Origin of the sequence: Blautia caecimuris, assembly GCF_024622975.1 — a bacterium.
Taxonomy (GTDB): Bacteria; Bacillota; Clostridia; order Lachnospirales; family Lachnospiraceae; genus Blautia_A; species Blautia_A caecimuris.
This window is the reverse complement of sequence record NZ_JANJZT010000004.1, coordinates 26,754-39,923: the sequence shown is the minus strand read 5'-3', so window position 1 is coordinate 39,923 and position 13,170 is coordinate 26,754. Positions and strand designations below refer to the sequence as shown.

At 45.8% G+C, this 13,170-nt stretch carries 13 protein-coding genes; 7 read left to right on the top strand and 6 right to left on the bottom strand.

All coding sequences use genetic code 11. The annotated features are described in order from the left end of the window. Window positions 1–27 precede the first annotated feature (27 nt). The gene (gene secA / locus NSA57_RS03930) at window positions 28–2,604 is read right to left on the bottom strand and encodes a preprotein translocase subunit SecA (RefSeq protein WP_147598561.1); all 2,577 of its coding nucleotides are present in this window, start codon (window positions 2,602–2,604) and stop codon (window positions 28–30) included. A gap of 338 nt (window positions 2,605–2,942) precedes the next feature. Here secA and NSA57_RS03925 point away from each other — a divergent pair, with 338 nt between their 5' ends. Both NSA57_RS03925 and NSA57_RS03920 read left to right on the top strand, forming a co-directional pair. Further along, window positions 2,943–3,311 carry a NusG domain II-containing protein gene (locus tag NSA57_RS03925; RefSeq protein ID WP_243873621.1) on the top strand — a complete coding sequence of 123 codons (369 nt, stop codon included), beginning with the start codon at window positions 2,943–2,945 and terminating at the stop codon, window positions 3,309–3,311. A 3-nt stretch (window positions 3,312–3,314) separates the two neighbouring features. Then, on the top strand, window positions 3,315–3,800 hold the full coding sequence (locus NSA57_RS03920; RefSeq protein ID WP_257464086.1) for a Gx transporter family protein: 486 nt from the start codon (window positions 3,315–3,317) through the stop codon (window positions 3,798–3,800). 27 nt (window positions 3,801–3,827) lie between these two features. Here NSA57_RS03920 and NSA57_RS03915 read toward each other — a convergent pair whose 3' ends face one another. Further along, a complete protein-coding gene (locus NSA57_RS03915) occupies window positions 3,828–4,868 on the bottom strand; it encodes an FAD:protein FMN transferase (protein ID WP_147598567.1) in 1,041 nt (346 codons plus the stop codon). Window positions 4,869–4,895: 27 nt separating this feature from the next. After that, on the bottom strand, window positions 4,896–6,404 hold the full coding sequence (locus tag NSA57_RS03910; RefSeq protein ID WP_257464085.1) for an inositol monophosphatase family protein: 1,509 nt from the start codon (window positions 6,402–6,404) through the stop codon (window positions 4,896–4,898). Window positions 6,405–6,633: 229 nt separating this feature from the next. On the opposite strand from NSA57_RS03910, the gene NSA57_RS03905 reads away from it, so the two are divergent. Continuing rightward, a complete protein-coding gene (locus tag NSA57_RS03905; RefSeq protein WP_147598569.1) occupies window positions 6,634–6,846 on the top strand; it encodes a helix-turn-helix domain-containing protein in 213 nt (70 codons plus the stop codon). A 49-nt stretch (window positions 6,847–6,895) separates the two neighbouring features. Here NSA57_RS03905 and NSA57_RS03900 read toward each other — a convergent pair whose 3' ends face one another. From NSA57_RS03900 to NSA57_RS03890, 3 genes are read right to left on the bottom strand one after another with little or no spacing between them, the layout of a single operon-like run. Next, window positions 6,896–7,267 carry a VOC family protein gene (locus NSA57_RS03900; RefSeq protein ID WP_022068779.1) on the bottom strand — a complete coding sequence of 124 codons (372 nt, stop codon included), beginning with the start codon at window positions 7,265–7,267 and terminating at the stop codon, window positions 6,896–6,898. A 1-nt stretch (window position 7,268) separates the two neighbouring features. Then, complete coding sequence (locus tag NSA57_RS03895; RefSeq protein ID WP_257464084.1) at window positions 7,269–8,087, bottom strand: DNA-3-methyladenine glycosylase family protein; 819 nt, start codon at window positions 8,085–8,087, stop codon at window positions 7,269–7,271. A 43-nt stretch (window positions 8,088–8,130) separates the two neighbouring features. Then, window positions 8,131–8,310, bottom strand: coding sequence for a DUF6472 family protein (locus NSA57_RS03890; RefSeq protein ID WP_257464083.1), 180 nt, complete (start codon window positions 8,308–8,310; stop codon window positions 8,131–8,133). A 244-nt stretch (window positions 8,311–8,554) separates the two neighbouring features. Here NSA57_RS03890 and rsxC point away from each other — a divergent pair, with 244 nt between their 5' ends. Genes rsxC through NSA57_RS03870 form a run of 4 tightly spaced genes read left to right on the top strand, consistent with a single transcriptional unit; the run spans window position 8,555 to window position 13,077 of the window. Next, window positions 8,555–9,937 (top strand): electron transport complex subunit RsxC, encoded by a 1,383-nt coding sequence (gene rsxC / locus NSA57_RS03885; protein ID WP_257464082.1) that lies wholly within the window; start codon window positions 8,555–8,557, stop codon window positions 9,935–9,937. Further along, the gene (locus NSA57_RS03880; RefSeq protein WP_147598576.1) at window positions 9,934–10,884 is read left to right on the top strand and encodes an RnfABCDGE type electron transport complex subunit D; all 951 of its coding nucleotides are present in this window, start codon (window positions 9,934–9,936) and stop codon (window positions 10,882–10,884) included. Before rsxC ends, NSA57_RS03880 begins: the two co-directional genes overlap by 4 nt. A 15-nt stretch (window positions 10,885–10,899) precedes the next feature. After that, window positions 10,900–12,291 (top strand): FMN-binding protein, encoded by a 1,392-nt coding sequence (locus NSA57_RS03875; RefSeq protein ID WP_257464081.1) that lies wholly within the window; start codon window positions 10,900–10,902, stop codon window positions 12,289–12,291. A gap of 18 nt (window positions 12,292–12,309) precedes the next feature. Then, on the top strand, window positions 12,310–13,077 hold the full coding sequence (locus NSA57_RS03870; RefSeq protein ID WP_147598580.1) for a hypothetical protein: 768 nt from the start codon (window positions 12,310–12,312) through the stop codon (window positions 13,075–13,077). Window positions 13,078–13,170 lie beyond the last annotated feature (93 nt).

Below are 13,170 nucleotides of genomic sequence, written 5' to 3'. Positions count from 1 at the left end.
GACCAGCCCTTCTGTTTCTTTATTTACTTATGCTTTCATCATTTTACGTCCACAACACTGTTTGTATTTTTTGCCGCTTCCGCAGGGACACGGATCATTAGGATAAACCTTGTCCTCTTTTCTCTGAACAGGCTTGCGGGCGCTGGAATCATCTTTATTTGTTCCGGTCACTTTTGCCACCTGCTCACGCTCGATCTTCTGTTCAACATGAACATGATACAGCATGCGGACTGTATCCTCCTGAATGCTGTTTGTCATTTCATTGAACATATCGTAAGCGCTCATCTTATATTCAACAACCGGATCTCTCTGTCCGTATCCTACAAGGCCGATGCCCTGACGGAGGATTTCCATATCGTCAATGTGATCCATCCACTTACTGTCAATGGATTTCAGAAGAACCACTCGCTCAAGCTCACGAAGCTGCTCCGGTTCCGGGAACTCAGATTCCTTTGCCTCATAAAGCTTCACAGCCTCTTCCTTGACAATATGCTTCATCTCATTTTTCTTCTTGCCCTTTACTTTTTCCTGAGTAAGAGCCTGGATCGGGATGATCGGAAGAAGAATGGAGTTAAATTCATCCAGGTTCCATTCTACTGCGTCCACATCATCTGAGAAGCATCTGTCCACAGTATTGTCCACAATATCTGTGATCATCTTATAGATGGAATCACGCATATTCTCTCCGTCCAGTACCTGACGGCGCTCTTTGTAAATAATCTCACGCTGCTCATTATTTACCTGGTCATAGTCAAGAAGATTTTTACGGATACCAAAGTTGTTGAACTCGATCTTTTCCTGTGCCTTCTGAATAGCATTGGAAAGCATTTTGTGCTCAATCTGCTCGTTCTCTGCAACGCCAAGTGAGGTAAAGATTTTCATCAGACGCTCGGAACCGAAAAGACGCATCAGATCATCTTCCAGGGAAATGTAGAAACGGGATTCGCCCGGGTCTCCCTGACGGCCGGAACGTCCTCGCAGCTGGTTGTCAATACGTCTGGATTCATGGCGCTCAGTACCGATGATCTTCAGACCGCCGGCCTCTCTTGACACATCATCCAGCTTAATATCTGTACCACGGCCTGCCATATTGGTAGCAATGGTTACCGCTCCTGCCTGTCCGGCCTGAGCAACGATCTCTGCCTCCTGCTCATGGAATTTGGCATTCAGCACGCTGTGCTGGATTCCTTCACGGCGCAGCATTCTGCTGAGAAGTTCAGAAGTCTCAATAGTAATCGTACCTACAAGAACCGGCTGCTGTTTTGCATGGGCCTCCTTGACAGCCTCAACAACCGCATTGAATTTCTCTTTTTTTGTCATATAAACAGCGTCTTCCAGGTCTTTACGCTGTACCGGTTTGTTGGTAGGGATCTCAACAACGTCCATTCCGTAAATATCACGGAACTCTTTTTCCTCAGTAAGCGCAGTACCTGTCATACCGCCTTTTTTTGTATATTTGTTAAAGAAGTTCTGGAAAGTAATGGTTGCAAGAGTTTTGCTCTCACGTTTTACCTTTACATGCTCCTTGGCCTCAATAGCCTGATGAAGTCCGTCAGAATAGCGGCGGCCCGGCATGATACGTCCGGTAAATTCATCAACAATCAGGATCTCATCGTCTTTTACCACATAATCCTGATCTCTGTGCATCAGGTTGTGGGCGCGGAGAGCCAGAATAACATTGTGCTGGATCTCCAGATTTTCCGGATCAGCAAGGTTTTCAATATTAAAAAATTTCTCAACCTTTTTCACACCGCGCTCAGTCAGGTTGACGATCTTGTCCTTTTCATTTACAACAAAATCTCCTGTCTCAACAACCTCTTCACCCATGATGGCTGCCATCTTTGTCATCTCATGGCTTGCCTCACCGCGTTCCAGCTGCTTTGCAAGAATATCGCACACTTCGTAAAGCTTGGTGGATTTTCCGCTCTGACCGGAAATGATCAGAGGAGTACGGGCCTCGTCAATGAGAACAGAATCAACCTCATCGATGATACAGTAGTGCAGATCTCTCTGTACAAGCTGTTCCTTATAAATAACCATGTTGTCACGAAGGTAGTCAAAACCAAGCTCGTTATTTGTCACATAGGTAATGTCACAGCCATAGGCAGCCCGGCGCTCCTCCGGCTTCATGTCGTTCAGTACAACGCCTACAGTCAGACCAAGGAACTCGTGAACCTTGCCCATCCACTCTGCATCTCGCTTTGCAAGATAGTCATTGACAGTAACAATATGCACACCCTTGCCTTCCAGAGCGTTCAGGTATGCCGGAAGTGTAGATACAAGTGTTTTACCTTCACCGGTTTTCATTTCCGCAATTCGTCCCTGATGAAGGATGATACCGCCGATGATCTGGACACGGTAATGCTCCATTCCAAGAACACGCTTGGCTGCCTCGCGCACTGTGGCAAAAGCCTCCGGAAGAAGATCGTCGATGGTCGCCCCTTCCTCCAGGCGTCTTTTATACTCTCTTGTTTTGTCTCTCAGTTCTTCATCAGTTAATTTCTGCATCTCCGGGCGCAGAGCCTCTGTCTTTTCTACCAGCGGCATGATACGTTTTACCTCACGCTGGCTGTGCGTCCCGAATACCTTTGAAAACACATTCATAATATACTCCTGTTTGTCTTTATTTTATATAAAATCTTCTTTACGGAATCCTCCGTAATTAGGTTAATACAATTAATCCATTCTATTCTATCACTTTCTCACATGGAAAACAATGAATTTTTTTACCCGCAGTCCCTGAATATTGCCCTTTTATCAGTGCAGCCGCAGTAAACAGTCCCCTTCTTTCTCCTCAGATCCGCACTGTGTTTTTATCATCTAACTTCAGGACTTGTCATATTTTGTGCCTTATGCTATGATAAACACCAAACTGCAGGATTTATCCTGCTCCAAACCGGAAACCACTTTAACCAATGATGATAAAGAAAGAGGATTCTGAATTGAAAAAAAAGGATTTGATCATGATCGCAACAATCCTGGTTACTGCGCTTGCTCTCTGGGGCGGCATGTTCCTGATGCGTAAAGGCGACTACGGTTCTGTCCGTATCACTGTAAACGGTCTGGAATACGGAACCTATTCCCTTGCAAAGGACCAGGTGATCGCCATTGGCGATACAAATGTCTGCGAAATCAAAAATGGAAAAATCAAAATGACAGAGGCAGACTGTCCCGACCATCTCTGCATCAGCCAGAAAGCTGTAGGGAACTCAGGCGGGACCATTGTGTGCCTTCCCAATAAAGTTGTAATAGAAGGAGTAAAAGCCGCTGGCTCCGAAGAAGCTTCTCCGGAATTTGACACGGCAGTATAAGCTATGAACAATAAAAAAACCGCATATCTCGGACTGTTTGCCGCTGTAGCCATCATTTTCGGCTATGTGGAGTCCCTGTTCCCGTTTTTTGCGGGAGTCCCCGGAATCAAGCTGGGGCTGGCAAATCTTGCCGTTCTCTTTATCCTTGAAACCTATACCTGGAAAGAAGCCGCTGTGGTATCTGCAGTGCGCATCGTTGTGATCGGTTTTCTTTTCGGAAATATGTTCACCATTATCTACAGTCTGGCAGGAGCAGCTTTAAGCCTCTTTGTCATGACTCTTATGAAAAAAAGTTCCGGCTTCAGCATTCTCGGCATCAGCGTGGCAGGAGGCGTGTCCCACAATATCGGTCAGCTGATGGTAGCTGCCCTGATTGTGGAAAACACCAGTCTTCTTTATTACGCGCCTGTACTTCTGATCTCCGGCATGATCACCGGTCTTCTGATCGGTATCCTGACAAAAGAAGTGACAAAAAGAATTCATCTTTAAGTCACTTCCCTTACATTGTCCAATATTTTATTTCTGTACCTTATAGGTATCCTTCATCAGCTCAAAACGCTCTTCCATTCCTTCTGTAAGATACACCTTGTGGTTCTCATCTGCAAAAAGCGCATCTGCCCCGTATTTTTCCAGAAGAGGAAGGGCTTTTTCTTTTCCCAGCACAAAGCAGGCAGTGGAAAGACCGTCTGCCATAATTCCGCTGTCGCAGACTACGGTCACTGCTGTCAGCCCATTCCACACCGGATAACCGGTTTCCGGATCCAGAATGTGGTGATATCTTTTTCCATTCTCCATAAAGTATCTTTCATAATCGCCTGAGGTGGAAAGAAATTCTCCCCCTTTTAAAGTGATGGCTCCCAGATACTCTCCTTCCGGGTCTCTTGGATCTTTTACTGCAACCCTCCAGTCAGACTGATCCGGCTTTTCTCCGTATGCCATTACGCTGCTGCCTCCCAGATTCAGGATCATACCGGAAACCTCTTTCTCATTTTTCAGCAGATCCATCACAAGGTCACATCCGATTCCCTTTCCTGCTGCTCCCAGATCCAGCGTTGCCCCGTCTTTTAAGGTCACTTTATTTCCATCAAGCTCAAGTTTTTCATAACCGGTTTCCTTCAGCAGCTTATCCAGTTCCTCCTGAGCGGGTATGCCGGCGTTTTCTCCCCCGATATCCCACAGTCGAATGATTTTTCCGATAGTAGGATCAAAAGCTCCCTCCGAATCCACGGAAAGCTGCTGTATTTTTTCCAGATATCCTGCAAGCTCGTCAGAAACTTCCAGAGTTTTCCCCTGTGCCGCATTCAGCGCTGCGATCTGGGAGTCTTCCTCCGTCCAGGAAAGAAGATTTTCTTCTGTATTTTTCAGAAGCTCTCCCACTGACGGATTCAGATTTTTTCCTGTTGTATACAGGGTTTCAGAAACCACTGTATTCATTGCAAAATCTGTATTTGTATATTTTTCTGTTTTTGCGCCGGCCCAAACCGGACACAGTACCGCACCTGCACTGATAATTCCCCAAAGGGCAAGCCCGGTAAGAATTTTATGTATTTTCACCATTCATTCACCATATCCTGTCAAATTCTTTTATCTGCAGCTTTTTATGATCTCCCTTGTCTCCTCACAGGCTTTTGCGGCGCCTGCCACAACAGAACACGGACCGTCCAGAGTAACCGCCGCTCCGTCAAACTGACTGATGATGCCTCCTGCTTCCGCAACGATCAGGGACGCTGCCGCAAAATCATACGGCTGAAGCTTCATTTCCAGATATACCGCATTGCTTCCGGATGCGGTTCTGCAAAGATCAAGGGCTGCCGAGCCTCCGTTTCTGATGCTGAGGCTCTTCATATACAGTTCCTTTACTGCACGGAAAAAGCTGTCCGCTCCGTCCTCATTATATCTTGCGCATCCGAAAGCCACAATCCCTTCCCCAACAGAAATATTTTCCATTTCAAGCTTCTGTCCGTTCAGCCAGCTTCCCTGACCACGGATTCCTTTATACATTTCATCCACATAGGGATTATATACAAATCCTGCGATTATCCTTCCCTGATGAGCCAGTCCCACAGAGACACAGCTGTGATGATAGCCAAACATAAAGTTTGTTGTTCCGTCTATGGGATCAATATAAAAGGTATACTCTCCACAGGCCTTTGCTCCCTGATTGCCCTCTGTATCCTCCTCGCCGAAAAACGCAGCTCCGGGAAGAAGCTTTTCCAGTTCCTCAATCAGAAATTTCTGGATCGCTGTGTCAAAATCCGTACAGAAATTGGCAAGGCCTTCTTTTTTGTGAATATTTTCCCGGGTTGGCCTGGCCTGATAAAGCTTTTGTCCTGCCTGACGGACCAGAAGCTCAATACTTTTATAATCCACACTGCTTTTTTCTTCTTTTGGCTGTTCTTCTGAGATTTCGGCTGCTGTTCCTGACACAGAAGAGATACTTTCAGCTGTCTCAGTTTCCGGAGCTTTCCAGGGCTCAACATCCCAGCCTCCTATTTTTTTCACATTTTCCGAAATATATTTGCGGCTGCGGTCAAAGCCCCAGTAGATCAGGCCTCCCAGAAGTCCTCCCAGACTGTTGAACACAAGATCTGTCAGCTGGAAGGTTCCGATCTTCAGAAACAGCTGACATCCTTCGATAAAAAGAGAAACAATAAAGCTGAGCCACAGGCTTTTCAGAAGAACGCTCTGTACAGGCATTTTTCGTCTGTCTGTCTTTTTTTCCTCCGCCCAGTATAAAAGAATCATAAACGGGATAAAAAGAATCAGATTCTCAATATTTTCTGTGTAAATTGTCCCATCCGGCTTATGAATACCCCAGATTCCCATAACGCTGTCCAGGGGATTTCCCCAGATCGGTCTGCACAGCAGGGTTCTGAACAGCATCATACACACATAAAACACCAGAAGAAATTCTCTTCGAAACTGACTGCTGCTGCGAAACTCACTGATCCATGCCTGAATCACTGCCCCTGTTCCTTTTTTCTTTATTCTCATATATACGCTCATAAACAGCGCTGCAATGATCAGAGAAGCGCCGCCGGTCTGATAAAGGGCTCCCAGGACATTTTTAATAACCGAAACTGCATATTCCATTTTCATACCTCCCTCAAAATAAAATCTTTGTGCCTATTATAATCAAATCTTATCCAAAATACAATTCTTATGATTCTGAAGCTTTGTATTTTCCATCCTTTTCATTGTCTTACCGGACATCCGCATACTTTTCCACAATTCTGCCTTTTTTCTGTATAGTCCATTTCGTTCCAAATCTGAATAGCACAGGAAGTTCCGACCTATACTTTTTGCAAAAGGAGGTATTTGCATGAAATTTCAGCGAATTCAGGATTTGCGTGTAGATTCTGATCTGTCTCAGAAGCAGATCGGCGAAATTCTCCATATCAGTCAGCGATCTTATTCACATTATGAGACAGGCTCCAGAGATATTCCTGTGGAAATGCTTATCCGCCTGGCGGATTATTATAATATCAGCCTTGATTATCTTGTGGGGCGCAGCGACCGAAAAGAAAAGGTCTGAAAAATCCAACAGGCAGTCCGCTGTTATGCAGGCTGCCTGTTTTTCTGTATTATTTTGCCGGAACAATCTCCAGCCAGTATCCGTCCGGATCATTGATAAAATAAATTCCCATGGCAGGATTCTCGAAACAGATACAGCCCATTTCCTGATGTTTCTTATGGGCTTCCTCCATGTTATCCACTGTAAATGCAAGATGGATCTCATTATCTCCCAGATTATAGTGATCTTTCTCCCAATCCCGAAGCCATGTAAGCTCCAGCTCAAATCCGGTTGCTCCGTCTCCAAGATAAACAAGGATAAAGCTTCCGTCCTCAGCCTCTTTGCGTCTGATTTCTTTCAGTCCAAGAGCCTCCTCATAAAACCGGATAGATTTGTCAAGATCGATCACATTATAATTATAGTGCGCAAACTGGAAATTCATATTACCTTCTCCCTTCTGTCAGTTCATAATAAAAAATATACTGCTGCATAATACCTCTGATCCCATGGTATCTGCGGTTCGGAAAACCTCTTTTATAATGTTCATCCAGAACCTGCCTGATATGTGTGTCCACAGGAAAAGCGTCCATGTGATGAAGAGCAAAAAGACAGATGCAGTCCGCCACCTTTTCTCCCACACCACAGAGCTTCATCAGCTCATTCTTTGCACGATTATAATAACGCATCCTGTAAATTTTTTCCAGAGAAATTTCTCCTTTTACAATGGTGCGGGCCGTCTCCGCAATATACCTTGCGCGATATCCAAGTCCCAGCTCTCTCAGCTCCTGTTCTGTGGCCTCCGCCAGAATCTCAGGGCCGGGAAAACCGTAATATTCCACTCCGTTTCCCGAGATCCGCTTTTCTCCGTATCGGGCGCACAGTCTCTCAATGCATCCTCTGATCCGGGAAATATTATTCTGCTGGGAGATCAGAAACGTAACGATCATTTCCCATAGATCCTGCTGAAGTATCCTGATTCCGCTTCCATGAGCCGCGGCCTTGCTTAAATATTGATCCCGTGAATTTACCTTCTCTATATAAGCGCCGTAATCTACATCCAGGTCAAAATAAGGAACCCAGAAACAGATCAGTTCTGTATCGCTGCAGTTAAAATCCACAATACTTCCTTTCTGAGAAACCTCCAGATACTGATTCCCTGCCACCAGAGAATAGGTATTCTCCCCAGTCTTTTTCATACGAAAACACTGCCCGGAATCACAGATCTGCTCCAGACTGAAATTATCCAGTTCCATTGTTACCATTTAAAAATCTCCATTCTCTTTTGCTTTGGTTTATCCCTGATCTTTACATCTGATGACGTACAACTCTGTATTCATCCCCGTTACGGTAATAAGGACATTCCTTCATATTTCCTGTAAGAAACCGGTAGTATTCATCTTCATCCAGATTCACATCACAGTAGTAAGTTTCTGTCTCATCATCATAAACATAATTTGCACAATAATCACAGCCTGCCGCCTTCACTGTTATCTGCCTCCTTTTTTTACAAAATCACATATATTTCATTCATCTGATACTGAATTTTATTTTTTATGTTTTCTTATGCATCTTATCACAAAAGACTGCACATAGTAAATTCCAGAAGAAAATTTTTACAGATAATTTTATAAAATCGTTCTTGCGTAATTCCTATTCATATGGTATGTTGATTCGGAATGTGAACTATTTAACAATAATGAACCACAAAATAAGTAAAGGAGGTCAGGACATGCAGAAACGAAAAAAATCTGTATTCCCCGGCGGCGTACATCCTACAGACGGCTTTGACAAAGCTCTGTCCATGGATTCTGCCGTACAGCCTTACTGTCCGGAAACTGTTACGATCCTTTCAGAACAGTCCTTTGGAGGAAAGTGCAGTTTTCTTGTCAGTCCCGGAGATCATATAAAAAAAGGCCAGCTGATCGAAAAACCTGAAGCGTTCGTGGCCGCTCCCCTTCACGCCAGCGTAAGCGGTAAAGTTCTTGAAATAAAAGAGGTTCAGGAACAGGGACGCAGCATCATGGCATGTATTGTACAGAAAGAAACTGATCCGGAAGTAAACACAGAACTTTCCTATTATAAAGGGGCTGCTGACATCAGCAACATCTCCAGTCAGGAAATCCTGACAGGAATCCGTGACGGCGGTCTTACAGGTATGGGCGGCGCAGGCTTTCCCACCCATAAAAAATATGAAACCGACAAAACAATTACAGATCTTCTGATCAACGGTGCAGAATGTGAACCCTTTCTCACCTGTGATTACCGCCTTATGCTGGAAAACGGCTACGCTCTTTTAAACGGCGTCCGTATTCTTCTCAAGGCAAGCGGAGCATCCAAGGCTTATGTGTGTCTGGAAGACAACAAGCCTCTGGCTGCAGAAAATCTTAACAAAATTCTGGCTGAAATGACAGCTTCCGGTCTGATGGGTCAGGAAGAAAACATAGAGATCAAGGTTCTTCCTACAAAATATCCACAAGGAGGCGAACGTCAGCTGATCCAGGCAGTTCTTGGGCGTGAAGTTCCCATGGGAGGTCTTCCGGCTGATTCAGCAGTGATCGTTTCCAATGTAAGCACTGCCAAAGCAGCGGCAGATATGCTTCTTGGCGGACGTCCTCTTACTGAGAGAATCGTCACTGTCACCGGCGCGGTAAAAAATCCCGGAAATTTCCTCGTTCCTGTTGGAACCTCAGCCAAAGAGCTGATCCAGCTTTGCGGCGGAGTTACTGTTTCGGAAAACCGTGTAATCGCAGGCGGACCCATGACCGGTCCCTGTGTGGCAAACAACTGGAATGGAGAGACAGAGCTTTTCCATGTTACAAAAAATACTTCCGGAATCCTGATTCTTCCGGAACCGGGCTTTGAAGAACAGCCCTGCATCCGCTGTTCCGGATGCGAAAGCGTGTGCCCTGCAGGACTTGTTCCATATAAGATTGAATTTGCTCTTCTTGACGAAGACTATGATCTCTGTGAAAAGCTGTACGCAAGCGAATGTATTGCCTGCGGCTGCTGCTCCTATATCTGCCCTGCAAGACGCGAGCTTTCCGTGCGTACCCGCGCAGCCAGAGATATCGTAAAACAGAGAATCAGAGAAAGGGCGGTGAAAAAATCATGAATCAGGTACAAACTTTAACCGGACCTCATATCCGCACAGCCAATACAACGCGGAATATTATGCTCCATGTTGCAATTTCTCTGATGCCGGCTCTTCTGGGTTCCATTTACTTTTTCGGGATCCGCTCACTGTACATCACCGGTTTTTCTGTTACCGTCTGTGTACTGACTGAATATTTCTGGCAGAAAATCACAAAAAAACCGGTTACTGCCAATGATTTCAGCGCTGTTGTTACCGGAATACTTCTGGCATTTAATATGCCGGTTACTGTTCCTTTGTGGGTAGTTGCACTTTCCGGTATTTTCAGCATTCTTGTTGTAAAGCAGATGTTCGGCGGTATCGGCTGCAATTTTGTAAACCCGGCACTCATGGGCCGTCTTTTCACCATGGTGGTATGGCCGGGAGCCGTTATGCAGTATGTTGCTCCCCGCACTCTGACAACGACAGGTTTTGACGCTGTCTCTTCTGCCACTGTTCTGGGAACAGTAAAAAACGGCGGAGAAGCAGGTTACAGCTATCTGCAGATGTTCCTTGGTGAAACACCGGGCGCCCTTGGAGAAACAAGCAAGCTTCTGCTTCTTGTGGGATTTGCCTACATGTGCTTTATGGGAATCGTAAACGCAGAGGCTGCTCTTACTTACATTGCAACAGTAATCATCCTGACCTTTATCTTCGGACCGGCAGGATTATTTACCGGAGATATTCTCCTGAACCTTTTTGGCGGCGGCCTGATCCTCGGCGCATGCTATATGCTTACAGACTATGCATTTGCCTCAAGAAGAGGACGGCTGCTCTACGCAGTCACTGCGGGAATCATCACGGCAGCGATCCGTATCTTCAGTTTTTATCCGGAAGGAATCTGCTTTGGAATCCTGACAGCCAACTGTCTGGGCGGTGCATTGTCTCTTCTCTATAAAAAACATGTATACGGAGTAAAAAAAGCTTAATTTGGAGGAAAAATCATGAAAAATAAAGAAGTAAAAGGAATTCTGGCGCTGGTTGTAGTGACCGCACTGTCTTTCGGCGTAATCATCGGCTCAAAATCTCTTGCTCTCAGCGCAGGCGGAGACGCTTCCGGTGAAAGCTCAGAAACTCTGGAAGAATTTGATGTAAGCGGCGCGGAAAACATTGAAAAAGCCGGAAAAACAGAAGACGGCTACCTGGTAACTGTCCGCACCAAAGGTTATGTAGGCGATATTGTTATGGACGTTTCTTTTGACAGCTCCGCATCCAAGATCACAGAGGTTCAGGTAGTTGAGCAGTCAGAAACTGACGGACTTGGTTCCAAGATCACAGAGCCGGAGTTCCTTGACCAGTTCAAAGGCGCAGAAGCTCCTGTTTTCCTTCCGGGAATGGACGTTTCTGCCGGTTCTGAGGACAGCAGCGCAGAAGCCGAGCCTGCAAAGGAAGAAACAGATCTTACAGTCCTTGAAGGAGCTGAGCTTTCTGACGGTACCTATGAGGCAAAAACATCTGAGCCGGATTCCAACGGTTTTACTGAAGTTGTTACTCTTACTGTAAAAGACGGCGCTATCACAGAAGCAAACTGGGATGCTGTTACCGAAGACGGTTCCAAAAAAAGCGTTATGTCCGAAAACGGCGAATACACAATGACTGAAGACGGCCTCACATGGAAGGCTCAGGCTGAAGCTCTTGCAGAAGCTCTCATTGAAAACCAGTCACTTTCCTTCCTTACCACTGACGCAGAGGGTAAAACTGATGCGGTTACAGGCGTAAGTATTTCTGTAAACGGTTTTATTGATCTGGCTGCTCAGTGTATGAAACAGGCTGCAGGACTTGAGCCGGCACAGGAGGATCCGTTTGCAGGGGCAGAGCTCACTGACGGAACCTATGAAGCAAAAACATCTGAACCGGATTCCAACGGCTTTACCGATGTTGTTACTCTGACTGTAAAAGACGGCGCTATCACAGAAGCAAGCTGGGATGCTGTAACAGAGGACGGTTCCAAAAAGAGCATTATGTCCGAAAACGGCGAATACACAATGACTGAAGACGGCCTCACATGGAAGGCTCAGGCTGAAGCTCTTGCAGAAGCTCTCATTGAAAACCAGTCACTTTCCTTCCTTACCACTGACGCAGAAGGCAAAACTGACGCAGTTACAGGCGTAAGTATTTCTGTAAACGGATTTATTGATCTGGCAACTCAGTGTCTGGAGCAGGCTTCCGGTATCGAAGCTGCTGAGCCTGAGGCAACAGAAGCTCCGGCAGAAGAAGAAGCTCCGGCATCAGGAGAGGGAACTCAGATCGACGCTGTTTCCGGCGCTACCAAATCTTCTACTGCAGCCGTAAACGGAATCAACGATGCATATAACTTCTTACAGACAGTTAAATAAGAAAACGGAGGAATCACTATGAAATTAAGATATCCGGCAGAAGCCTTTGCCCTGGGAATCATTCTTTTTTCCGCAGGAATGAAGGAAGCCTTTGCAGCCGGAATCCTGGTGATTTTTACCTCTGTATTTGCAGAGTTGCTGAAAAATCTCCTGGAAAAAGCTGTTCCTGCATGGAGCCTTCAGCTCTGTGTATATATTGCCTCCGGCTCTGTCTGTGCCTCAGCCTTTCTGGTGGGCTTTGCGGTTCTGGGAACTGCGCTGACAACGGAGCTTTGGATCATGGTATTTCTTGTGGGACTTCTGTGCGCCAGACACGCTCTTTCAGGAAATACAGAGGCTGAATACGGCGAACTCCTCTGGGAGTCAGCCATTGCCTGGGGACTGTGGATCCTGCTTGCCATTTTCCGTGAATTCATGGGAACCGGAAGTATTTTCGGAAACACACTCCTGACAGCCTCCTTCCAGTCAAAGGCCTTCCAGCAGACAATCTTCGCTTTCCTGGCAGCAGGTCTTGTACTGGCATTTACAAACGGAATCCTGAAAAAAGACTGCAAAGGAATGAACAGCCTGTTTCCGGCGATTCCCGCCTTTATCCTGTTCCACCCGTTTACAGTGGAAAGCTTTGGCGGTCTTCCCGGAACCTTATGGATCATCCTTGTTCCTGTTGTTCTGTTCCTTTCTGTAAAACAGACCTTAAAATTTGCCCGCACCGGAAAGGCCTTCCGAGGTCTTCCTGTAGATATGCTGGCAGCAGGATTTATCTATATGATACTGAGCATCTATTAAAAATCAACTTCCGAGATCCGTATATGGATTTCGGGAGTTTTCTGTTTATCTCATTCTCTGCATCATTATGACAGTTTCTTCAAAGCCATATCC